18 protein-coding genes are annotated in these 22,618 nt (G+C 73.1%); 9 read left to right on the top strand and 9 right to left on the bottom strand.

Features of this window, described 5'->3' with window-relative positions:
* Positions 1-437: hypothetical protein (locus AB0B14_RS28660; RefSeq protein ID WP_357525185.1), on the top strand; the 437-nt coding region annotated here is incomplete at its 5' end.
* A 106-nt stretch (positions 438-543) separates the two neighbouring features.
* Here AB0B14_RS28660 and AB0B14_RS28655 read toward each other — a convergent pair.
* Positions 544-2,307, bottom strand: coding sequence for a helix-turn-helix domain-containing protein (locus AB0B14_RS28655; protein WP_357525182.1), 1,764 nt, complete (start codon positions 2,305-2,307; stop codon positions 544-546).
* Between the two features lie 228 nt (positions 2,308-2,535).
* On the opposite strand from AB0B14_RS28655, the gene AB0B14_RS28650 reads away from it, so the two are divergent.
* Genes AB0B14_RS28650 through AB0B14_RS28620 form a run of 7 tightly spaced genes read left to right on the top strand, consistent with a single transcriptional unit; the run spans position 2,536 to position 11,715 of the window.
* A complete protein-coding gene (locus tag AB0B14_RS28650; protein ID WP_357075524.1) occupies positions 2,536-3,141 on the top strand; it encodes a TetR/AcrR family transcriptional regulator in 606 nt (201 codons plus the stop codon).
* Between the two features lie 38 nt (positions 3,142-3,179).
* Entirely contained in the window at positions 3,180-3,977 is a 798-nt protein-coding gene (locus AB0B14_RS28645) for a TIGR03084 family metal-binding protein (RefSeq protein ID WP_357525180.1), read from the top strand.
* The gene (locus AB0B14_RS28640; protein ID WP_357525178.1) at positions 3,974-5,644 is read left to right on the top strand and encodes an acyclic terpene utilization AtuA family protein; all 1,671 of its coding nucleotides are present in this window, start codon (positions 3,974-3,976) and stop codon (positions 5,642-5,644) included. Before AB0B14_RS28645 ends, AB0B14_RS28640 begins: the two co-directional genes overlap by 4 nt.
* A gap of 52 nt (positions 5,645-5,696) precedes the next feature.
* Positions 5,697-6,944 carry an acyl-CoA dehydrogenase family protein gene (locus AB0B14_RS28635; RefSeq protein ID WP_357525176.1) on the top strand — a complete coding sequence of 416 codons (1,248 nt, stop codon included), beginning with the start codon at positions 5,697-5,699 and terminating at the stop codon, positions 6,942-6,944.
* Complete coding sequence (locus tag AB0B14_RS28630; RefSeq protein WP_357075512.1) at positions 6,941-8,542, top strand: carboxyl transferase domain-containing protein; 1,602 nt, start codon at positions 6,941-6,943, stop codon at positions 8,540-8,542. The genes AB0B14_RS28635 and AB0B14_RS28630 overlap by 4 nt, the downstream gene beginning before the upstream one ends.
* 12 nt (positions 8,543-8,554) lie before the next feature.
* Positions 8,555-10,525, top strand: coding sequence for a biotin carboxylase N-terminal domain-containing protein (locus AB0B14_RS28625; protein ID WP_357525174.1), 1,971 nt, complete (start codon positions 8,555-8,557; stop codon positions 10,523-10,525).
* Positions 10,525-11,715, top strand: a complete 1,191-nt coding sequence (locus AB0B14_RS28620; protein ID WP_357525173.1) for an acyl-CoA dehydrogenase — start codon at positions 10,525-10,527, stop codon at positions 11,713-11,715. Before AB0B14_RS28625 ends, AB0B14_RS28620 begins: the two co-directional genes overlap by 1 nt.
* Positions 11,716-11,837: 122 nt before the next feature.
* Here the strand turns inward: AB0B14_RS28620 and AB0B14_RS28615 are convergent, their stop codons facing one another.
* Genes AB0B14_RS28615 through AB0B14_RS28600 form a run of 4 tightly spaced genes read right to left on the bottom strand, consistent with a single transcriptional unit; the run spans position 11,838 to position 15,373 of the window.
* Positions 11,838-12,851: a hypothetical protein gene (locus AB0B14_RS28615; RefSeq protein ID WP_357525172.1), complete on the bottom strand. Its 1,014-nt coding sequence runs from the start codon at positions 12,849-12,851 to the stop codon at positions 11,838-11,840.
* Positions 12,848-13,195 (bottom strand): PadR family transcriptional regulator, encoded by a 348-nt coding sequence (locus AB0B14_RS28610; protein ID WP_357075501.1) that lies wholly within the window; start codon positions 13,193-13,195, stop codon positions 12,848-12,850. Before AB0B14_RS28610 ends, AB0B14_RS28615 begins: the two co-directional genes overlap by 4 nt.
* A gap of 49 nt (positions 13,196-13,244) precedes the next feature.
* On the bottom strand, positions 13,245-14,435 hold the full coding sequence (locus AB0B14_RS28605; RefSeq protein ID WP_357525171.1) for a hypothetical protein: 1,191 nt from the start codon (positions 14,433-14,435) through the stop codon (positions 13,245-13,247).
* Positions 14,432-15,373, bottom strand: a complete 942-nt coding sequence (locus AB0B14_RS28600; RefSeq protein ID WP_357075495.1) for a transporter substrate-binding domain-containing protein — start codon at positions 15,371-15,373, stop codon at positions 14,432-14,434. Before AB0B14_RS28600 ends, AB0B14_RS28605 begins: the two co-directional genes overlap by 4 nt.
* A 158-nt stretch (positions 15,374-15,531) precedes the next feature.
* Here AB0B14_RS28600 and AB0B14_RS28595 point away from each other — a divergent pair, with 158 nt between their 5' ends.
* Positions 15,532-15,873, top strand: coding sequence for a hypothetical protein (locus tag AB0B14_RS28595; RefSeq protein WP_357525169.1), 342 nt, complete (start codon positions 15,532-15,534; stop codon positions 15,871-15,873).
* Here AB0B14_RS28595 and AB0B14_RS28590 read toward each other — a convergent pair.
* From AB0B14_RS28590 to AB0B14_RS28575, 4 genes are all read right to left on the bottom strand, one after another.
* Positions 15,860-17,356: a serine/threonine-protein kinase gene (locus AB0B14_RS28590; RefSeq protein WP_357525167.1), complete on the bottom strand. Its 1,497-nt coding sequence runs from the start codon at positions 17,354-17,356 to the stop codon at positions 15,860-15,862. The two genes, AB0B14_RS28595 and AB0B14_RS28590, sit on opposite strands and share 14 nt — an antisense overlap.
* A 30-nt stretch (positions 17,357-17,386) precedes the next feature.
* On the bottom strand, positions 17,387-17,890 hold the full coding sequence (locus AB0B14_RS28585; protein WP_357525165.1) for a hypothetical protein: 504 nt from the start codon (positions 17,888-17,890) through the stop codon (positions 17,387-17,389).
* 178 nt (positions 17,891-18,068) lie between these two features.
* Positions 18,069-21,695: an adenylate/guanylate cyclase domain-containing protein gene (locus AB0B14_RS28580; protein ID WP_357075483.1), complete on the bottom strand. Its 3,627-nt coding sequence runs from the start codon at positions 21,693-21,695 to the stop codon at positions 18,069-18,071.
* A complete protein-coding gene (locus tag AB0B14_RS28575; protein ID WP_357525162.1) occupies positions 21,692-22,528 on the bottom strand; it encodes an MBL fold metallo-hydrolase in 837 nt (278 codons plus the stop codon). The genes AB0B14_RS28580 and AB0B14_RS28575 overlap by 4 nt, the downstream gene beginning before the upstream one ends.
* Positions 22,529-22,618 lie beyond the last annotated feature (90 nt).

Raw genomic sequence — 22,618 nt, 5'->3', positions numbered from 1 at the left:
ACCTCCAGGCCCGCAAGGAATGCGGCGGCTACGACACCTGCGTCACCGAACGCACCCGCAAACTCCGCGAACAGAACGCCCGCAACACCAACAACGAGCCCAGCACCAAGAGAACCACCACCGGCAACAAGACCACGCCCAACAAGACCACCACCACCAAAAAGACCGACACCAAGAAGACCACCACCAGCACCAAACGCGCCAACCAATCCAACAACGACCCCGCCTACCTCCAGGCCCGCAAGGAATGCGGCGGCTACGACACCTGCGTCACCGAACGCACCCGCAAACTCCGCGAACAGAACGCCCGCAACACCAACAACGGACCCACCACCAAGAAGACCACCACCGGCAACAAGACCACGCCCAAGAAGACCACCACCACCAAGAAGACCGCGGACACCGACAAGGGCGCCAAGAAGACCGGTGGCAAGTAGGGCGGGAACAGGCGGTCAGGAGCAGCCCATGGTCGTTCTTCGCGGGGCATCGCCTCGACCGACCACGACCACCAACCGGGACGTCCGAGTGGCTGGCCGGAGTGCATCACCTGAAAAGGAATACCTGCATGTTGTCGCTGGAGCACGACACCTGGGCGATGGCCGTGCCCGCGGCCCGGCCGCCGCCGATCGGACCGATGCACCTGTTCGGTGCGGTCGTGGCGTGCAGCCGGTAACCCTGGCCCCCGCTCGCCTGGACCGGTTCGAGGATGAAACGTTGGTCCGGGCGGTTGCAGTAGCTGCGTGGTGCCACCAACTGCCCGTCGACGGTCGACGGTTCGCCGCTCGGGTCGGGGTCGACCTGCAGGCAGCCACCACCTCCGGACGGGTGTGCCCAGTAGATCTGGTACGTGTTCGAGCCGACCTTCCGCAGCTCGCTGGTGGCCGGCTCGGCCTGGGCACAGGAAACGAGCGTCGCCACCTCCGGGCGGTCGTTCCCCGGCTCCGGACCCACGCCCACGCAGTACGACTGCCCGACGGTGGCTGCCGGCATCATCCGGTACTGCCCCGCGGCGGGCAGCGTGGCGGCCGCCTTCGTCTGCGCCGCCTGGGGTGCGCTCGACCTGGGTGCACTCGACCTGGGTGCACTCTGCGCGGGGCTGGTGACCGCCGGCGCGGCGCTGGTCGGGGGCGGGCTCAGGCTCGGGCTCGGGCTGGATGTCGGCGCGCCAGCGTCGGCGGGTGGCAACTGCACGTCGACGTCGAGGCTGGCCGTCGGCTCGGCGAGCACCGGCGGGGGACCGTCCCCGGCGTCGGGATCGCGCAGGGTCCGGATCACGATGCCACCGGCCACCACGATCAGCAGCAGCACCAGTACGCCGAGGAGTGCGCGTGTCGGCCGGCCGAACCGGAAGGCCAGCGGCGGCACGAAGTCCCGCAGCCGCAGTGGCGCGGCGGCAGCGTCGACGTTCGGGGCACGTTTGCGGTGCAACCCCGCCCAGGCGTTGTTGCGCCGGCCCTTCACGGCGGTCGCCAGCGGCCCATCGGCGTACAGCAGGGGACGGACCGGCTGGTCCTCGGTCGGCGTCGACTCGTCGGCGGCCGGCTCGGGCCGCCCGCCCGCCGGGTCGGGCTCGCGGCTCAGGGCGGACTCGTCACCCGGCGAGCGCTCGCCCGCGACAACCGGACTCGGCCCGGCCGCGACCGACCCGTGCGACGCGCCGATGCTCGCCGTGGCGGCGACAAGCCGGTCGGCGGCACCCCGCGCATCCGCGACAGGCTGCCCACCCGCACCCCGCGCCCCCGCGACGAGCGCGCCGGCAGCCGCCGTGGCGGCGACAGGCTGCCCACCGGCCGTCGGGTCGCCGGTGCGATCCGCGGTCTCGGCTGCCGGCGGCGTCGGGCCGTCGAGCCCCCAACCGGGTTCCGACGCCAGCTCGGCCGGCAGGGGTGGAACCGCGTCGAGCAACCCCCACGGCGGGCGGACCCTCGGCTCGTCGACGAACGAGTCGGCATCGGCCATGCCCGGGTCGGCGGCGACGGCGACGGCGACCGGCTCGGGCTGACCGGCGGTGGCCGCGGCAAGCACCTTGCGCGCCGCGACCCAGTGGTCCACCGTGGCCTGATCGCCTCCGCAGGCACGGACGAACGCCGCGACAAGCGTCTCCCTCGGCAGGTGGGCCCGGCCCAGGGCGGTGTTCAGGGTGCTGTGTGGGAGCACGTCGCCGGCGTCCCGCGCCCTCTTCGACACCTGTCGAATGGTCAGCCCGGACCACTGCCGCAGCGCGCGCATCTGGGCCACGAACTCGGCAGCCGAACCGGCGGTCGCCGGGTCCGGTGCGGTGCCGTCGGTGTACTGATCGTTCGCCATTGACCGTTCGTCCCCCGCGTCTCTGCCAGCGCGCCCACAGCCATGCGGACCCGATTCAAGCCGATCGTTCGGCGTACCGCTACCTCGTCCGGCTCAAACCAGAACAACCTCCGCAACCAGGACAGTGGCCGCTGACCGCTGTGGCACGGGAGTGTCGGCGGCGAGAGGGAACGGCAGCCAGAAAAAGTCAGTCTTGACTGTTTGTTTCGGAGGGCGCAGGCTGTTCTCGTGTCCACCACATCGACGCGTGTCCCCCAGCAGGAGCGCAGCCGGGCCACCCAGGCCCGCCTGCTGGAGGCGACAGTCGACTGCCTGGTCGAGCATGGCTGGTCCGGCACCACCACCACCGTCGTCGCGGCCCGGGCCGGGGTCTCGCGCGGCGCCCAGTTGCACCACTACCCGACCAAGGCCGCGCTGGTGACAGCCGCCGTGGCACATCTCGCCGAGCGCCGGGCCGACGAGTTGCGGGTGGAGGCCGAGGCACTGCCGGCCGGCCCACAGCGGCTGGACCGGGTGATCGACCTGCTCGGCGTGGCGTTCACCGGGCCGCTGTTCGTGGCGGCTCTGGAGCTCTGGGTCGCTGCCCGCACCGATCGCGAACTACGGGACGCCCTGGTGCCGCTGGAGGCCACCGTCGGCCGGGAGATGCATCGGCTCACCGTCACCCTGCTCGGCGTCGACGAGCGCCGCCCCGGAGTCCGAGAGGCGGTGCAGGCCACCCTCGACCTGCTCCGCGGGCTCGGGGTGGCCAACCTGCTCAACGACGACTCGACCCGCCGCACCGCACTGCTGAGCACCTGGAAGCGTCAACTCGCCACCCTGCTCACGCCCTGACCGCTGGCCGCGCCGGCCAAGACCGACCGGAGGCACCCATGGTCGACCAGACCGACCTGCTCGCGGACCTGGCCGCCGAGTCCGCGCAACTGGACAGCCTGGTGGCGCCGCTACCGGCGGTCGACTGGGCCCGACCGACCCTCGCGCCGGGCTGGAGCATCGGGCACCAGATCGCCCACCTCGCCTGGACCGACCAGGTGTCGCTGCTGGCAGCCACCGACCCCGAGGCGTTCCTCGCGACGGTGACGGCCGCGCCGGACGTGACCCGAATGGCCGACGCCGGTGCCGAGGAGTTCCTCGCCCCGCCCGCGGAGCTGCTCGCCCGTTGGCGGGCCGGCCGGACGGCGCTCGCCGACGCGCTGGCCGCCGTCCCGACCGGCGAGAAACTGCAGTGGTTCGGCACCCGGATGTCGGCCACCTCGATGGTGACCGCCCGGATCATGGAGACCTGGGCACATGGTGTGGACGTGGCCGACGCGCTCGGCGTCGTCCGGCCGGCCAGCGACCGGCTCCGGCACGTCGCGCACCTCGGTGTGCGTACCCTCGGGCACGGCTTCGCCGCCCACGGCCGGGACATCCCGACGACGCCGGTCCGGGTCGAGCTGGTCGGGCCCGGCGGCGACATCTGGGCCTGGGGGCCGGCGGACGCCGCCGACCGGCTGAGCGGGCCCGCCCTGGACTTCTGCCTGCTGGTCACCCAGCGCCGACACCGCGCGGACCTCGCCCTGGTCGCCACCGGGCCGGTCGCCGACGAGTGGCTGGACGTGGCGCAGGCGTTCGCCGGGCCGCCGGGTGACGGCCGGCAGCCGACCGGCCGACACGGAGTGCCGGCATGATCCGGATCGGCAACGCCTCCGGCTTCTACGGCGACCGGTTCACCGCCTGGCGGGAGATGCTCGACGGCGGTGAGCTGGACGTGCTGACCGGCGACTACCTGGCCGAGCTGACCATGCTGATCCTCGCCCGGGACCGGCTGCGCGACCCCGACCTGGGCTACGCGAAGACGTTCCTGCGGCAACTGGAGACGTGCCTCGGCACCGCCCTGGAGCGCGGGGTGCGGATCGTGACGAACGCCGGCGGGTTGAACCCGGCCGGCCTGGCCGCCGCCATCACCGCACTCGCCGCCCGGCTGGGCCTGCCGGCCCGGATCGGGTACGTCGAGGGCGACACCATCCAGCGGCCGGACGCGTTGAGCGCGAACGCCTACCTCGGCGCGTTCGGCATCGCGGCCTGCCTCGACGGCGGAGCGGACGTGGTGGTCACCGGCCGGGTCACCGACGCCTCGCTGGTCGTCGGTCCGGCCATCGCCCGGTACGGGTGGGGCCGCGACGACCTCGACGAGCTGGCCGGGGCGACAGTCGCGGGGCACCTCGTCGAGTGCGGCGCACAGGTCACCGGTGGCAACTTCAGCTTCTTCACGGAGCTGCCCGACGGCGGGCACCGACCCGGATTTCCGATCGCCGAGGTGCACGCCGATGGTTCGACGGTGCTCACCAAGCATGCCGGCACCGGTGGTGCGGTCACCGTGGAGACGGTCACCGCCCAGCTGCTCTACGAGATCGGGGGGCCGGCGTACCTGGGGCCGGACGTGGTGACCCGACTGGACACGGTGACACTGCGCCCCGACGGGCCGGACCGGGTGCGGGTCTCCGGTGTCCGGGGTACGCCGCCGCCGGCCACGCTCAAGGTCGGCGTCAACAACCTCGGCGGTTTCCGCAACTCGATGACGTTCGTCCTCTGCGGGCTCGACATCGAGGCGAAGGCCGCACTGGTCCGGGGGCAGGTCGAGGAGGCGGTGGGCAAGGACGGGTTGGAGTTCACGCTGGCCCGGACCGACCACGTCGACGCCGCCGACACCGAGGCCGCCAGCGCGCTGCTGCACGTACACCTGCGCGACGGCGACCGGGCGCGGGCCGGACGGGCCTTCTCGGCCGCCGCGGTGGAGTTGGCGCTGGCCTCCTACCCGGGCTGCACGCTGACCACCCTGCCGGGCGACGCGACACCGTACGGTGTCTTCACCGCCGACGCGGTGCCGCAGACCGCGGTGGCGCACGTCGCGGTACTGCCCGGCGGTGAGCGGGTGCCGATCGCCCCGCCGATCCGCACCGCCGCCGATGCCGCCGCCGCGGACGGGACTGTCCCGTACGGCGCCGCGGCGGTCGATGGTCCGACCCGGCGCGGGGCGCTCGGCGAGGTGGTCGGCGCACGCTCCGGGGACAAGGGTGGGGACGCCAACCTCGGTGTCTGGGCGCGAACCGACGCCGGGTACGCGTGGCTGCGCACCTGGTTGACCGTCGAGCGGTTGGCCACGCTGTTGCCGGAGACCGCGCCGTTGTCGGTGCGGCGCTACGAGTTGCCGAACCTGCGCGCGCTCAACTTCGTGATCGAGGGACTGCTCGGGGCGGGGGTGGCCGCGTCCACCCGCTTCGATCCGCAGGCCAAGGCGCTCGGCGAGCTGCTGCGCGCCCGGATCGTCGACCTACCCGCCGCGGTGGCGCCGTGAGCGCGCGGAGAGCAGATGGCACCGTGAGCGCGCGGAGTGGGCTGGTCGCGCCGTGAGCATCGTGGACACGCCGGAGCGGCGGCAACTGCGCGAGCTGACCCGCTCGTTCGTGACCCGGGAGGTGCTGCCGCACCTGGACGACTGGGAGCGGGCCGGCGAGGTGCCCCGGGCGCTGCACGCGAGCGCGGCGAAGCTCGGCCTGCTCGGCGTCGGCTTTCCGGAGTCGGTCGGTGGCAGCGGCGGTGACCTGCTCGACTCGATCATCGTGACCGAGGAGGTGATCCGCTCCGGCGGCTCGTCCGGTCTGGTGGCGGCCCTGTTCACGCACGGCATCGCGTTGCCGCACATGGTGGCGGCGGCCGGTGCGGGCTCCGGTGGCTCGCTGGGCGGCCGGCTCGGCGGCACCGCGTCCCCGGGCGACGACGGTCTGATCGAGCGGTACGTGCGGCCCACCCTGGCCGGCACGATGATCGGCGCCCTGGCCATCACCGAGCCGGACGGCGGCTCCGACGTGGCCGGCATCCGCACGACCGCCCGCCGCGACGGCGACCACTACGTGGTGAACGGGTCGAAGGCGTACATCACCAGTGGGCACCGGGCCGACTTCGTCACCACGGCGGTCTGCACCGGCCTTCCCGGCAGCGGCGAGCTGACCCTGCTGGTCATCGACAAGGGGCTGCCCGGGTTCACCGTGGGACGCCGGTTGGAGAAGCTGGGCTGGCACTGCTCGGACACCGCCGAGCTGTCGTTCGTCGACGTGCGGGTGCCGGTCGCCAACCGGATCGGCGCGGAGAACACCGGCTTCCTGGCGATCATGCAGCACTTCGCGGCGGAACGGCTGTCGCTGGCGACCCAGGCGTACGCGACCGCGCAGCGCTGCGTCGAGCTGGCGACGCGCTGGTGCCGGGACCGGGAGACCTTCGGGCGTCCGCTGGCCAGCCGACAGGTGGTCCGGCACCGGTTGGCCGAGATGCACACCCGGGCGGAGGTGGCCCGGTCGTACGTGCACGAGGTGGCCACCCGGGTGGCTCGACCACTCCAGCTCGGCGCGTCTGACGCCGCGCCGCGACCCGGAGCAGTCGCAGGCGAGCCGGTGGTGACCGAGGTGGCGATGGCCAAGAACGTGGCGGTGGCCGCCTGCGACCAGGTCGTCGACCAGGCGTTGCAACTGCACGGTGGCTTCGGCTACCTGCGCGACGCGGAGGTGGAGCGGCACTACCGCGATGCCCGGATCCTCGGCATCGGCGGCGGCACCACCGAGATCATGAACGAGATCATCGCGAAGGGCATGGGCCTGTGAGCATTCTGGACAGCGCGATCGACCCGGCGGCGCCCGGGTACGTGGCGAACCGGACGGCACTGCTGGAACGCCTGGCCGAGCTGGATGCCGCGCTGGACCAGGCGCGAGCCGGCGGTGGCGAGAAGTACGTGGCCCGGCACCACGAACGCGGCAAGCTGCTCCCCCGCGAGCGGATCGAGCTGCTGGTGGACGCGGACAGCCCGTTCCTGGAGTTGTCGCCGGTCGCCGCGTACGGCACCGACTTTCCGGTCGGGGCCAGCGTCGTCACCGGCATCGGGGTGGTCGAGGGCGTGGAGTGTCTGATCGTCGCCAACGACCCGACGGTACGCGGCGGTGCGGTCAACCCGTGGTCCCTCGCCAAGACCCGGCGGGCCGGTGAGATCGCCCTGGCCAATCGGCTGCCGATGGTCAATCTGGTCGAGTCGGCCGGGGCGGACCTGCCCAGCCAGGCGGAGATCTTCATTCCGGGTGGGCGGGTGTTCCGCGATCTGACCCGGCTCTCGGCGGCGGGCATCCCCACGGTCAGCGTGGTCTTCGGCAACGCCACGGCCGGTGGCGCGTACGTGCCGGGGATGTCCGACCACGTGATCATGATTCGGGACCGGTCACAGGTCTACCTGGCCGGGCCGCCGCTGGTGCGGATGGCCACCGGTGAGGTCACCGACGACGAGTCGCTGGGTGGGGCCGCGATGCACGCCGGCACGTCCGGGCTGGCCGACTACCTGGCCGAGGACGAGCGGGACGGCATCCGGCTGGCCCGGCGGTGCGTACGTCGGCTCAACTGGCGCAAGCAGGGCCCGTCGCCGCGCACGGCGGTGCCGCAACCACCGAAGTACGACCCGGAGGATCTGCTCGGCATCGTCAGCGCCGACCTGAAGGTGCCGTTCGACCCGCGCGAGGTGCTGGCCCGGATCCTGGACGGCAGCGACTTCGACGAGTTCAAGCCGGCGTACGGGGACGCGTTGGTCACCGGCTGGGGCGAACTGCACGGCTACCCGGTGGGCGTGCTGGCCAACGCCCGGGGGGTGCTGTTCAGCGCGGAGGCGCAGAAGGCGGCCCAGTTCATCCAGCTCGCGAACGCCTCCGACACCCCGTTGGTCTTCCTCCAGAACACCACCGGTTACATGGTCGGCACGGAGTACGAGCAGCGCGGCATCATCAAGCACGGCGCACTGATGATCAATGCGGTGTCCAACTCGACGGTGCCGCACCTGACGGTCAACCTGGGCGCCTCGTACGGGGCCGGCAACTACGGCATGTGCGGCCGGGCGTACGAGCCGAGGTTCCTGTTCACCTGGCCGAACGCGAAGTCGGCGGTGATGGGCCCGGCGCAGCTCGCGGGGGTGCTGTCCATCGTGGCCCGGCAGGCCGCCGCCGCCCGGGGGCGCTCCTTCGACGAGGAGTCCGACACCGCGATGCGGATGATGGTCGAGCAGCAGATCGAGTCGCAGTCGGGCGCGCTCTTCCTGTCCGGCCGGCTCTACGACGACGGGGTGATCGATCCTCGGGACACCCGTACCGTCCTCGGGTTCTGCCTCTCGGCGATCCACAACGGACCGGTGCGGGGCGCCGATGGTTTCGGCGTCTTCCGGATGTGAGGGGTTAAAACTGTGATCACCAGACTTCTCGTCGCCAACCGGGGCGAGATCGCCCGTCGGATCTTTGCCACCTGCCGGACCCTGGGCATCACCACCATCGCGGTGTACTCCGACGCGGACGCCGACGCGCCGTTCGTCGCCGAGGCCGACCTGGCCGTGCACCTGCCCGGGAACACGCCCGCCGAGACGTACCTGGACATGGTGCAGATCCTGCGGGCGGCCCGCCGGTCCGGCGCGGACGCCGTGCACCCCGGCTACGGCTTCCTCGCCGAGAACGCCGAGTTCGCGACGCGGGTCGCCGACCACGCCGGGCTGACCTGGGTCGGCCCGCCGGCCAAGGTGATCGCCGCGATGGGCGACAAGGTGGCCGCCAAGGCGCTGCTCGCCGACGTGGGCGTGCCGATGCTGCCCACCTGGACCGAGACCGACCAGGTCACCGATTACCCGGTGCTGGTCAAGGCCGCCGCGGGTGGCGGCGGCCGGGGCATGCGGGTGGTCCGCGACCCGGACGGGCTCGCCGAGGCCGTCGCTTCCGCGCGCCGCGAGGCGGCTGCGGCGTTCGGCGACGGCACGGTCTTCGTCGAGCGGTACGTCGAGCGCGGCCGGCACGTCGAGGTGCAGATCTTCGGCGACACCCACGGCACGGTGGTGGCCCTCGGGGCACGCGACTGCTCGATCCAGCGCCGGCACCAGAAGATCGTCGAGGAGGCTCCCGCGGTCCTGGCCCCGGAGCTGCGGGCCCGCCTGCACGAGGCGGCGGTGGCCGCCGGCCGTGCCGTCGACTACGTGGGCGCCGGCACTGTCGAGTTCCTGCTCGCCCCCGACGGACAGTTCCACTTCCTGGAGATGAACACCCGTCTCCAGGTCGAGCACCCGGTCACCGAGGCGGTCACCGGGCTGGACCTGGTCCGGCTGCAACTGCTCGTCGCGGAGGGCGAGCCGCTACCGCTCACGACGACTCCGCCGGCCGACGGCCACGCGATCGAGGTGCGGCTCTGCGCCGAGGACCCGGCCCAGAACTTCCGCCCGGCCACCGGCACCCTGCACCGGTTCGCGATCCCCGGGTTGTCCGGCGAGTTCACGCCGACGAAGGGCCTGCGCCTGGATTCCGGCGTGCTGGACGGCTCGACCGTGAGCGTGCACTACGACTCGATGCTGGCCAAGCTGATCGCGTGGGCGCCGACCCGCGCCGAGGCGGCCCGGGCGTTGGCCGGCGCGCTCGCGCGGGCCGAACTGCACGGCGTGGCCACCAACCGGGATCTGCTGGTGCGGGTGCTGCGCAGCCCGGAGTTCGGCGCGCTGGAGGTCGACACCGGCTTCCTCGACCGACATGCGGAGGTGTTCGCCCCACTGCTGCCCGCCGACCTGCTGTCGGTGGCGGCACTGGCCGCCGCGCTCGCTTCGGCCGCCGCGCGGCGGGCGACCGCCCCCGTGCTCGCCGGGCTCCCCTCGGGTTGGCGCAACGTGCCGGCGTTTCCGCAGGTGGCCCGGTACGCCGACCGGGGCGGGCAGGAGATCGAGGTTCGCTACCGGTTGGACCGGGACGGCAGCCTCGCCGAGTGGTCGACGGATCCGGCCGGCGAGATCCCGACCCGGTTGGAGGAGGCCACCCCGGACCGGGTGGTGCTCACCGTGCTGGAGAGCCGCTGGCAGTTGCGCGTACACCGGGTGGGGTCCGAGGTCTTCGTGGACGGCCCGGTGGGGGCGGCGAGCCTGGTCGAACTGCCGCGTCTCCCGCTGCCCACGGCGGAGGTGGCCGCCGGGTCGCTGCTCGCGCCGCTGCCCGGCGCGGTGACCCGGGTGCACGTCGAGGTCGGCCAGCGGGTCGCGGCCGGCGATCCGCTGCTCACCCTGGAAGCGATGAAGCTGGAACATCCCGTGCTCGCCCCGACCGACGGCGTGGTCGCCGAGTTGCCGGTGCCGGCCGGTGGTCAGGTGCGCACGGGTGCTGTGCTGGCCGTTATCGAAGAAGAGGACGCCTGATGACCTTCGACCTCACCCCTGAGCAGGACCAGTTGCGCGACGCCGTGCGGGCGTTGGGCCGCCGCTACGGCCACGGCTACTTCGTCGAGAAGGCGAAGGCCGGCGAACACACCACCGAGCTGTGGGCGGAGGCGGGACGGCTCGGCTACCTGGGGGTCAACATCCCCACCGAGTACGGCGGCGGTGGCGGCGGCATCACCGAGCTGGCCATCGTCTGCGAGGAGTTGGCCGCCGCCGGCTGCCCCCTGCTGCTGCTGGTGGTCTCCCCCGCGATCGCGGGCACCGTGCTCAGCCGGCACGGCACCGAGGAGCAGCGCAAGCGGCACCTGCCCGGCCTCGCCGACGGCTCCCAGAAGATCGTCTTCGCGATCACCGAGCCGGAGGCCGGTTCCAACTTCCACCGGCTCGGCACGGTGGCCCGCCGCGACGGCGACGGCTGGCTGCTCAACGGACGCAAGTGCTACATCTCCGGCGTCGACGAGGCCGGCCACGTGCTGGTGGTGGCCCGTGTCGCCGTCGAGGACGGCCCGGCCGGTTCAGGGGACGCCGCTGGGCAGCGGCTGAAGCCGGCGCTGTTCCTCGTGCCGACCGACGCCGCCGGGCTGACCCGCTCCAAGTTGGACATGGAGATCGTGTCCCCGGAGAACCAGTTCCTGCTCTACCTGGACGACGTGCGCGTGCCCGCCGACGCGTTGCTCGGCGAGTCGCTGGACGCCGGCCTGCCGGCGCTCTTCGCCGGGCTCAACCCGGAGCGGATCACGGTGGCCGCGATGGGTGCCGGCACCGGCCGGTACGCCATCGAGCGGGCCAGCGGGTACACCGCCACCCGCAAGGTCTGGGGTGGCCGCAGCATCGGCTCCCACCAGGGCGTGTCACATCCGCTGGCACACGCGGCGGTGCAGGTGGAGCTGGCCCGACTCATGATCCAGAAGGCCGCCACCCTGTACGACGCGGGCCGCGACCTGGAGGCCGGGGTGGCCGGCAACATGGCCAAGTACGCGGCCGGGGAGGCCGCCGCGCTCGCCGTGGACACCGCCGTGCAGGTCCTCGGCGGGGCGGGCATGACCACCGAGTACGGGGTGGCGACCCTGCTCGGCGCGGTCCGGGCCGGCCGGATCGCCCCGGTCAGTCGAGAGATGATCCTCAACTTCGTGGCCCAGCACGTCCTCGGCCAGGACAAGTCCTACTGACGCCGCCGACCGTCCGGCCCGCCCGGTGATCGACTCGGTCTCCTTGAATCCGGGGTGTCCGAGGCCCAACGATGCCCCGACTTCAGGAAAACCGAGTCGATCACCCACCGCCCGTTCCCTGCCTACGCCGGCTCCGAGCGCGGACGCTCGCGGTGGTGCAGGATGGCCACGGTCACCGCGAAGAGCAACGCGGGCACCAGTGCCAGGGTCGACCACTGCGCCCAGGTGAGCGCGTCGAGGACACCGTCGTGGGTGGACCGTTCGAGGTAGGTGCCCGGGGTCCCGAGCCCAACCCGGGTGAGCAGCAGCGTGACGCCCACCGGGACGACGAGCACGAGCAGGCGCAGTCGGAGCACCGTCGGCGTCGACAGGATGACGAGGGCGAAGAGCAGGTATCCCGCGGTCAGCAGGATCGCCTCGACCCGGCCGACGCCGACCGTGAAGATCCACGTGCCGTAGATGGGCGACGTCGAGTCGTCGGCGCCGGTCAGCATGGCGATGCTCGGAGCACCGACGCTCACCACCGTCGCCGCCGCGAGTGTGCCGAGCCGCCAGCGGGCGAGGACAGCCGTTACGGAACGGGGAGCGCGGAGGGCGAGTGCCAACGGGACCATCGCGGCGAGCACGGCGGGCCAGAGGTTGCGGACCGTCGAATACTGCCCGTATGCCTCGGCGACCCGAACCACCTCGTACGCCGCGCCGCCGACGGCGATCGCAGCCGCCACCCGCCCCCACCCGAGTGCGGCGAACACCGCCACGACGAGCCAGAGCGCCGCCAGGGGACCACCCGGCCAGAGGACGAACGGTTCACCGATCCCGTCCGGATAGCTCTGCGCGTACATGCTGAGGTGCAGCACCGGAACGCGCGCGGCGCGCACGAACAGCAGCAGCGCGGCGATCAGGCCCAGCACCTGCGCCGCGTCCCGCCACGCGTCGACCGACAACCGGGCGCCAACCTGGCGTACGTGCGCCCGAAACGCCCCACCGAGCAGGGCGGACACGTCCCGTGCGGCGGGCCTGCGCTGGCCCGGCGCGGCGTCGTCCAGCAACACCCCGATCATCTCGTCCTCGTACTGCCGCCGGTACGCACGCGGATAGCAGGCCAGCAGCCGCCGGTAGACCTGGTGCAACGTCACGCCGCACCGCCCTCGACGATGAGGCCGGCACGACGCAGCCGCACGCTCGCCGCGTCGGCGTTGCTCCGCAGGCGTGCCGACTCCTCGGCCAGGCGTTGCACCCCGGCGGCGGTGAGTCGGTAGTAGCGGCGCAACCTGGACTGCACCTGCTCCTCGCGCTCGATGTCGACGAGGCCCTCGGTACGCAGCCGGTCCAGCGCCGCGTAGAGGGTGCCGGCGCGCAGGTCGACACGCCCGTCGGAGATCCGGCGGACCTCGTCGAGGATGGCGTATCCGTGCCGTGGGGCGTCGATGAGCGCGGTGAGGATCAGATAGGTCGATTCATGCAGGGAAGCCTTAGCCATCCTCGCAGCATATACAGTCGGACTGTATATGCGGGGACCCTGGACGACATCAGTCCGGGATCCGGCAGGCGGCGTCGATGCGGTGCACCGGGCGGACCCGGCGGCCCATGCCCTCCAGCAGCGAGTCCTCCACGTGGAAGTCGCGGATGCGCAGCCGGTACCGGGGCAACTCCTCCTCGCTCGGGCAGAGCACCTGCGCGCGGACCAGATCGACAGGCACGTACCGCACGCCACCCCGCTCCTGGAGGATCACCATGTTGACGTCGTCGGTGGTGATCACGTGCCCGCGTACGTCCTCGGTGGGTCCGCTCTCCACGCCCACGGTCGTGACCGTCAGCGGCAGCACCGGTGTGCTGATCACCGGCACCGCGGCCCAGACCAGCATGGCCAGCACCGCCACCTCGGTCACCGATGCCAGCGGTCGGATCACCAGACCGGGCAACGGCCCCGCGACGAACAGGGCCAGCAGCGGTGGTACCGCGAGAAGCGCCAGCACCAACAGCTCCCCCTGCCTACCGGCGTCGCGCAGCGTGGGCAGCAGCAGCCAGGCGTACCCGGCGAGCAGCGCGACGATCATGAGCAGCCGGGGCACCACCTGTTCGTGCAGCCGCCCGGGGCGGAGCTGAAACGCGGCCGCGAAGGCCGGCAGCAGCAGCGGCAGGTAGAGCAGCGGCCAGGTGATCAGGGCGAGCAGGAAGCTGGCCAGCACCACCCAGGCCGGGGTGAGGTCGGCCCAGCGGGCGAAGAGCGGACGCCGGCGGGTCCCCGGTGGCAGCCGGTCCGCACCGACGGCCAGCACCGCCCCGAGCGCGAAGACGGCGACCATTCCGGTGGAGATCAGCCGAGCCGCCGTGGTCAGGAAGCCGGCGAGCAGGTTGACCGGCCCGACGTTGGCCACCAGCAGCAGCGTCGTCTGCAGCTCGCCGCCCGCCTCCACCCCGAGGCGGAGCACCGAGAAGATCGCCGGTACGCCCACCAGCGCGGTCCAGAAGGACTGGCTGGCGCGGGCCCGCCGCTCGGCCGGATCCCAACGGACCCGCCCGGGCTCGACCTCGGCGATGACCGGGTCGGCTGGTGCGGCGACCGGCACGCCGACCGGCCAGCCGGCAGGATCGGCACCAGCAGCCGGTACGGCCGCGGCCGTACCGGCGAAGGCCGGCGACACCTCGGCGCCCGGCACGGACGCGCGGGGTGGCGGCACCGGGCCGTCGGCGCCGGTCGCGGTCGGCGCCGTGCTCACGTCGAGGGCGCCTTGTCGTCGAAGTCGACAAGCTTCGGCACCTTCAGCGGCTGGGGCTGGCGTTTCTCCACGTTCAGCCACGGGCCCAGGGTGCGGTTGTACGCGCTCTGCCAGGGGCTCGCCTGCCCGTTGCGGCCCTGCTCGTAGCTCTTCTGCAGGAAGTACGCGACCAGGTCACGCAGGGCGGGGTCGCCGATCGGCACGCCGATGCCCAGCAGCTCGCTGGTGCCGAAGGGCATGTCCACGACCTCGAACTCCTTGGGGTAGGTGGCCAGGAATCCGGCGAGGATCGTCTCGTCCGAGCTGACCGCGTCATAGCGGCCGCCGCGAATGCCGTCGACGCAGTCCTTGACGTCCTTCACCACGAACGTCTTGACCCCGTGCTTCTCCAGCTCGGCCTCGGTGGTGGAACCGCCGCTGGTGCAGACCTTGTAGGCCGGCTCGCGCAGGTCCTCGATGGTGCGGATCTTGTCCTTGAGACGGACCGGCACCATCACCTCCTGCGTGGTCACGAAGTACGGGCCGGCGAAGCTGACAAGCTTTTCGCGCTCCTCGGTCATGGAGAAGCTGGACACCACGAGGTCGACAGTGCCGCCCTGCAACGCCGGGATCCGACTCTCGGTGGCCACCGACACGAACTCCAGCCGCTGCTCGCCCTCGTAGCCGAGGGAGGCGGCGATGTACCTGCCGATCTCGACGTCGAAGCCGACGTGCTGACCGTTGCGCAGGTCGCCCATCAGCGGTTCCTTGGTGGCGACGCCGATGCGCAGCTGTGACTGCCGGTAGATGTGCGACTCACGGATCTTCTGCTGCACGGACGGCAGGTCGGGTTCCCGCCGGCTGTCGCAGCCGGCGGCGGCTGCCAGGGTGAGGGTGAGGGCGACCGCCAGTGTCGTCGCGACCGAGCGGAGCCGGGATCGGGAACTGCGCACGTTCATGGATGACCTCGCTGACGGACCAGCCTGCGGAACACCCAGGGTAGCGACTCAAAGCTTCTCCGTAGCGATGCCGACCGGGCACGTCGGACGGACCGGTCGACCGGCGCGGCGACCGGCTCTCCGGTTGACAGCCGCCGATGTCACGACATGCTGGACGGGTGAGTCGATTGTCCAGGCCCGATGCGCGGACGGTGGCGGTGCTCGCGGCGCTGGGGGCCCTCGCGCCGCTGGCCCTGCTCGTCGTCTGGCGCCGACAGGATCTTCTCGGCGTGGTCCTCGCCCTGCTCTGCGTCCTGCTCACCATGGTCGCCGGGGTCGCCTTCTCCGCTGCCCGGCAGGCCGAGGGTCCGGAGCCGGAGGACCGGCCGGCGACCACCGGGCCGGCCGAGCTGATGCCGTACGGGATCGACGCGGACACCCTCGACGCCCTGGACAGTCGGGACGCCCTGCGGGCGGTGCGGGACCGGCGACGCGGGTCGGACGGCGTCAGCGGTCGGTGAGGGTGGGCGCGGCGAGCGCGTCCACGCCCCGCCCGGCCAGGCACCGGTAGGTCCGGTCGATGCTGCCGTCGACCGGCGGGAGCACCTCCAGGTGCCAGCCGCTCGGCTCGGCGATCCCGGTGGTCACCCGGAACGTCGTGGCGCTGCACACCTGTCGCACCGGCGCGGCGGTGACCACGTCGTCGTAGGCGGCGCCGACCAGGGACACCGGCAGGATCCCCTCGGCGTACGTCTCCCAGGTGTGCCGACCGGTGCAGGACAACCGAACCGCCTCGGCGCGGTTGCCGCGAATCCGCATCGGACCGAAGCACTCCAGCTCGGGCAGGCACCGGGCGCCCTCGGGCAGGGCGGTGGGCGTACCGGGGCCGGTCGTGCAGCCCGGCAGCGGCCCGGTCGCCGGTGCGGCGACCTGGCTGACCGTCGGGTTCGGGGTGGGCGTCGACCCGTGGTCGGCGAACCAGGCCCCGGCGGTCGCCGAGCCGGCGAGCGCGAGCACGCCGGCACCGCCGAGGAACCAGCGCCGCCAGCGCCTGCCACCGGGGAGCACCCGCTGGGTGTCCTCGATGGGCGGTCGGGGTGCTGGTTTGCTGGCCGCGTACGGGCCGGGGCGGGTTGCGCCACCGCTGACCGGCGCGCCGCTGACCGGGGCCGACGGTGGACCGAGCGGCAGGTTGACGAGCAGGTCGTGCAGTTCGAGGGCGGAGGGCCGCTCGGCCGGGTCGTTGGCCATGCCGGCGCGCAGCACGTCGATCAGCTCGTCCGGGACACCCGGCAGGGCGGGGAGCGGCTGGTTGAACATCTCCAGGACGGTGACCAGGCTCGGGTTGCGCTCGGACTGCCAGCGGGGCGGCCGACCGTGCATCACCGCGTAGAGGGTGGCGCAGAGCGCGTACACGTCGACGGCCGGTGACGGCGGGCTGTGGCTGAACATCTCCGGCGGCGCGTACGCCGGGGTGAGCACCTCCAGGGTCACCGAGGCGTCCCGGTGCTCGGCGAGCACGGCCAGCCCGAAGTCGGCGAGCACCGCCGAGTTGAAGGGCGAGTGCAGGATGTTCGCTGGTTTCACGTCTCGGTGCAGCACCCCGGCCGCGTGCGAGTGGGCCAGCGCATCGGCGATCTTGATGCCGAGGTCACGGGCCTCCACCGGGTCGAGCGGCGAGGTCCGCATCCGTTCGGCGTACGAGCCGTCGCAGAGCTCCATGATCAGGTAGGGATGCTGGTCGACGGTGACCCCGACGTCGAAGAGGTCCACCACGTGCGGGTGTGACGACATCCGTCCGGCCGCCCGCGCCTCGCGCAGGAAGCGGGCCTGATCCCGCTCGCTGTCCAGCGTCCGGTTCTCCACCTTGACGGCGACCTCGCGACCCACCGAGATCTGGGTGGCCTGGTAGACGGTCGCGTACCCACCTCGGGCAAAGACCCGCAAATCGGTCAGACCTGGCACGATCGGCACCGGCAGGCCGCCGGTCGGAGTGTCGGTCACCGCTCGAAAATACCCAACCCGGCCGGCGACTCAGCGCACCGCGTCCGCCGGAGCGGCACCGGCCGGACCGGTACCCTCCACGGACCGGGCAACCGTCCCGGCACCGTCGGACGAGACGTCTCCACCGGCCGACGCTCCCCGCCGGGCGTCCAGACGCAGGCCGACGGCGGTGGCCAGGGCTCCCAGGCCCTCCCAGGCCGCCACCCCGAAGAACCCGCCCGGAGCGATGTCGGAGAGCACGGCGATGGTGAAGACGGTGAACGTGACAAGTCGGAAGACCACGGTGAACCGGTAGAACGCCCGCCACTCGGTGATCGTGGCGAGCAGGTAGTAGACCCCCATGTTGAACGCCGCCATCGAGGACGCCACCAGGAACGTGCCGGTGTAGTCACCGACGGCACGCGTCTGGGGGACGTCGAGCCCGAGCATGCGCAACTGCCCCTCCGGCCAGAGCAGCCCGACCGCACCCATCACCAGCGCCAACACGCCGAAGACCGCGATGGTCCAGCCCGCGATGGAACGCGGCAGCTTCATGAAGGGCCTCCCCAGGCACGGCGACGGTCAGCACTGTGGACCGGCACACGGTGGTGACACGCTAGCCCCTCACCCCGACCGCCACATCCCCAGAACCGGCAAAAACCCTGCCCGCACCCCGACACCAGATTGATCAAGAGCTTTCGGTCACCGGCGGGCCACTTTCCGACGAGAAAAGTCAGGCCAGGCGGGCGCGGAGGGCGTTGGCGGCGGCGCGTTCACTGCGCTGCTCGGTCGCGTACGCCAGGCGGACCGCCTCCTCCGCGCAGGACCGGGCCTCCTCCGGGTGACCGCAGGCGGCCAGTGCCTCGGCCAACACGCTGGCCGCGATCACCTGGCTGCGCACGTCCTCGGCCGGCGCGGTGACCGCCCGCCGGGCCCAGTCCAGTGCCTGCTCCCGCTGACCGTGGGCGAGCAGTGCCGCCGCGTACTGGGCCATCGTCTGACGGCGGGAGAAGAGCAGCGAGGGTGCGTTCGCGGCGGCCGTCGCCACCGGGGCGAGCAACCCGACGGCGGTCGCCGAGTCACCGGCGGCCAGGCGGGCCGTCGCCAGCAGCACCCGGGGCGCCACCTGGGCCGGGGCCTGCGGGTTGTGCGGCTCCACGGCCGTCAGCACCGCGCGGGCGACCCGCTCGGCCGTCTCGCAGTCGCCCAGGTCCAACGCCACGAAGCCGCGCAGCGCGCCGGCCATCCCGGTGAGCAGCGGGTGGGAGGTGCGCTCGGCGTACGCGAGGGCGTCGGTGAGCAGGTCCGCCGCGTGCTCCGGCTCGCCCAGCCCACGCGCCACCACCGCCCGGACCACGAGCGCGAACCCGCGCCCCCAGTCGTCGGAGACGGCGGCGAACTCCCGGTACGCCCGACGGGCCTCCCGGTCGGCCTCGGCCAGGTCGCCCAGCTCGGCGGTGGCGAACGCCGCCACCGCACGGAGTGTGCCCACCGCCCACGCCTCACCGACCCGCTCGCCGAAGGGCAGGAACACCTGCGCCATCCGACACGCCTCCCGCAGGCGGCCGGCGAGCAGCCGGGCGAACGCCGTGGTGCCGCGCAGCCAGGCCCGCCCGTACGGGTCCTTCAACTCGGCGAAGAGCCGGGCGGCCCGGCCGAGGACCGCGTCGGTGCCGGCGAAGTCACCCCGGGTGGTGGTCACCCAGGCCAGGTTCTGTAGCGACCAGGCCTGCCCGCGCCGGTCCTGCGCACCGAGGCTGACCTGGTACGAGGCAGCCAGCCGGCTGCTCGCCTGACTCAGCCGCCCGGCCACGAAGTCGGCCATGCCGAGCCGGCGCATCGCCGTCGCCCGCTGCACGGGCAGCCCGCCCGCCGTGGCGACCTGCAACGCCTCGTGCCAGGCGATCATCGCCCGGCCCTGGTCACCGAGGGTCTCCTGGGCCTGCCCCGCGAGCAGCAGGGCACCGACCCGGGTGGCCTCGTCCCCCGCGTTCGCGGCGATCTTCTCCGCGTACGCGAGCGCGTCGGCGACGCGGCCGACCTGGAGCAGCGCCCGTGCGTGCACCACCCGATCGGCCGCCGGCACACCGTCGCGGGCCAGCTCGGTGGCGCGCTCGGCGTACTCGACGGCCAGCACCGGCTCACCGGCGGCCAGTGACCGGCGGGCGGCCCGGCCGAGCGCGGCGACGCCGAGCGGCACCACCGCCCGGGCCGGCGCGTCCGGGCGCAGCTTCACCGCGTCGGCGAGCGTGGCGGCCCGCTCGACGTGCGTGGCCACGAAGTCGTCCCGGGCCTCGTCGGTGAACCCGCCCGGCGCTCCGGTCGCGGCCCCGTCCGTCGGCGCCGCCCAGCGGGCCAACGCGGCGTGCCGCTCGGCCAGCTCCGCCTTGCTCACCCCGGCGTACGCGGCCTCCCGCATCAGCGGGGTCGCGAACGAGTAGCCGGCCCGGGAGCGGTGCAGCATCCGGCGTTGCAGCAGCTCCTCGACCGCTCGGTCGAGCTCCACGGCGACCACTGCCGACGGCCGACCGTCGCGGCCGGCGCGCTGCTCACGCATCGCCTCCAACGCACCGGTCGGCACCGAGTCACCGATCACCGCGGCATCGCGCAGCACCGATCGGGCGTCCGCGGGCAGCGCGTCGATCCGGGCGGCGAGCACGGCGGCGAGGTCGCGGGAGAGCAGCCGACTGCCCAGCGAACCGGGCACCAACCGCCAGCCGGCCACGGCGCTCTGGTCCCGCTCGCCAGCACCGGACCGTTCCGCAGCGGTGCGGACACCGCGCGCCGTCTCGGTGGTGAGCGCCCCGCGTTCGATGAGCAGGGTGACCAGCTCGGCCAGGTAGAAGGGGTTGCCCTGCGCGGTGGCGAGCAGCCGGTCCGCGTCGGCGGGTGGCAGTTTGCCGCCACCGAGATAGCTGGTGAGCAGCCGCGCCGCGTCGGCACCCCGCAGCGGCGGCAGCGAGTGCACCTCGGCGTCCGCGACCCGGGTCAGCGCCCCGGCGGTACGCACCAGCTCGGGGCGGCCCAGCAGCAGCACCAACACCGGGCCGGTGAGCCGGGACAGGGTCAGCCCGAGGGCGCCGATCGTCTCGGCGGTGGCGTCGTGCAGGTCGTCCACCACGATCACCAGCGGCGCCTCCGAGGCGAGCCCACTGAGCAGGTCGGCGACCGCGTTCGGCACCACCTCGGCATCCGCGGCCGGGGTGCCCGAGCCGCCCCACTCGCCGGTGTCGGTGCCCGCGTGCGCCGGGAGTTCGGCGTAGCCGAGCAGGGCGAGCAGTTGCTCGGTGGCGATCGGCGCGGTGTCCGCGGCGGAGCGGGCGAGCCGCTGCCCGAGCCGGCGCAGCCGCTCCTCCACCGCCGGGCGGGTCAGCGCGGTGGACGCGTCGCTGGGCAGACCGACGGCGGCCCGCACCAGGTCGGCCAGGGGCGCGAGCCTCCGCCGCTCCCCGAACGCGGCACAGCGCACCGAGAGCACCCGGGCTCCGGTGTGCGCCGCGTACCGGCCGGCGCCCACGTCGTACCCGGCGGCGAGGCGCTCCACCTCGGCGGCGAACCGGGACTTGCCGATGCCCGCCTCGGCGGTCATCAGCAGCACACGCGGGTCACCCTGGTCGATCACCTCGGCGAGCCGCCCGGCGACCCGACCGATCTCCGTCTCCCGGCCGACGTACGGGGCCTCGTCGCCGAGCCCCGAGCGGGTGCCCGGCGCGTCCAGCAGACCCAGCAGCTCGTACGCCTCGACGGGCTCACGCTTGCCCTTGAGCCGCAGCGGGCGCAGTGCTCGCCAGGAGGACACGTGCCGGGTGGCGGCGGCGGTGCGCCCACCCGCGTAGACCGCGCCGACCGCGGCGGCGTCGGCCAGCCGGGCGGCGGTGTTCACCGTGTCGCCGATGACCGTGTACTCGATCGCGGCCTGGATGCCCGCGATGACGTCGCCGGTGTTCAACCCGACCCGCAGCCCGAGTGGCGCGCCGCCGCCCCGCTCGTCGTCGAGCACCCGGCGGACGGCCCGCTGCATGGACAGGGCGGCACGGACCGCCCGTTCGGCGTCGTCCTCGTGCGCGACCGGCGCACCGAAGACCGCCATGATCCCGTCGCCGGTCAGCTTGTCGACGTGCCCGCCGAAGGTCTTCACGGCTCCGGCGAGGGCGGCGAGCACCCGGTCGGTGACCGCGCCGACGCGTTCCGGGTCGAGATCCTCCGACCAGGAGGTGAACTCGGACAGGTCACCGAAGAGCACGGTGACCACCCGGCGCTCGGCCGCCGGCAACGTCGCGGCGGCCGGCAGCGCGGCACCGCAGTTGTGGCAGAACCGGGCACCGGGAACGGCGACGGTTCCGCACACGGGGCAGGTCACGTGTGCTCCAACCCACTGACCCCGGGCGCGGATTCCCCGGTGCCGACGCCCAGATACTCCAACTGCGCGCGGACCGACCATTCGGCCGCCCACCAGAGCGAACGGTCCACGTCCGCGTAGACCGCCGCCACCACGTCGGCTGGCGTCCGGGCGCCGGCCGCGACGGCCGCGCGGACCTGGTCCAGCCGGGCCCGGCGGTGGGCGAGGTAGAAGTCCGCGGCGGCGGCGCAGTCGGCCAGCGCCGGGCCGTGCCCGGGCAGCGCCGGGATCCCCCGGTACGCGGACAGCAGCTCCAGGCTGCTCAGGTAGTCGCCGAGGTGCCCGTCCGGGTGGGCGACCACGGTGGTGCCCCGGCCGAGGATGGTGTCACCGGTGAGCACCACCCGCTCGTCGCCGTGCTCGACCAGGAAGCAGACCGAGTCGGCGGTGTGCCCCGGAGTCCGCAGCAGACGGATCGTCAGACCGAAGCCGCCGAAGTGCTCGCCCGGCTTGGTCAGCGGCTCGCCGCCGATGGTGTGCGCCGGGTCGGCGGCGAGGACGTGCACGCCGCCGAGCAGCTCACTCAGCCGGGCCGCGCCCTCGGTGTGGTCGGGGTGGCCGTGGGTGATCAGGATCAGCCCGATTGGGCCGTGCTCGGCGATCCGGGTCAGGTGCCCCTCGTCCGCCGGCCCCGGGTCGACCACGATGCCGGACTCGGCCGCCGGGGCGCGCAGCACCCAGGTGTTGGTGCCGTCGAGGGTCATCGGCCCCGGATTCGGTGCCCGCAGCAGTGAAACCCAGCGGGGCAGGTTCTCGGCAAGCGCCGCCACCGCCCCCGTCACGTGCCCGCTCATGGCTGCGATCGTACGACCCCGCCCGCAACACCCCGCGATCTTGCACTTGCGCACCCTGATTCATCCCTGTTCGGGGCTTTCATCCGAGCG

It is taken from the genome of Micromonospora sp. NPDC049171 (assembly GCF_040648275.1).
Lineage (GTDB): Bacteria > Actinomycetota > Actinomycetes > Mycobacteriales > Micromonosporaceae > Micromonospora.
The sequence above is the reverse complement of the archived record's forward strand: the minus strand, read 5'-3'. Positions and strand labels throughout refer to the sequence as shown.

Coding starts and splice junctions, on each gene's coding strand:
- AB0B14_RS28600 (WP_357075495.1), bottom strand. CDS start 15,373: ATGAACGTGCGCAGTTCCCGATCCCGGCTCCGCTCGGTCGCGACGACA.
- AB0B14_RS28655 (WP_357525182.1), bottom strand. CDS start 2,307: ATGGCGAACGATCAGTACACCGACGGCACCGCACCGGACCCGGCGACC.
- AB0B14_RS28640 (WP_357525178.1), top strand. CDS start 3,974: ATGATCCGGATCGGCAACGCCTCCGGCTTCTACGGCGACCGGTTCACC.
- AB0B14_RS28645 (WP_357525180.1), top strand. CDS start 3,180: ATGGTCGACCAGACCGACCTGCTCGCGGACCTGGCCGCCGAGTCCGCG.
- AB0B14_RS28575 (WP_357525162.1), bottom strand. CDS start 22,528: ATGAGCGGGCACGTGACGGGGGCGGTGGCGGCGCTTGCCGAGAACCTG.
- AB0B14_RS28620 (WP_357525173.1), top strand. CDS start 10,525: ATGACCTTCGACCTCACCCCTGAGCAGGACCAGTTGCGCGACGCCGTG.
- AB0B14_RS28585 (WP_357525165.1), bottom strand. CDS start 17,890: ATGAAGCTGCCGCGTTCCATCGCGGGCTGGACCATCGCGGTCTTCGGC.
- AB0B14_RS28610 (WP_357075501.1), bottom strand. CDS start 13,195: ATGGCTAAGGCTTCCCTGCATGAATCGACCTATCTGATCCTCACCGCG.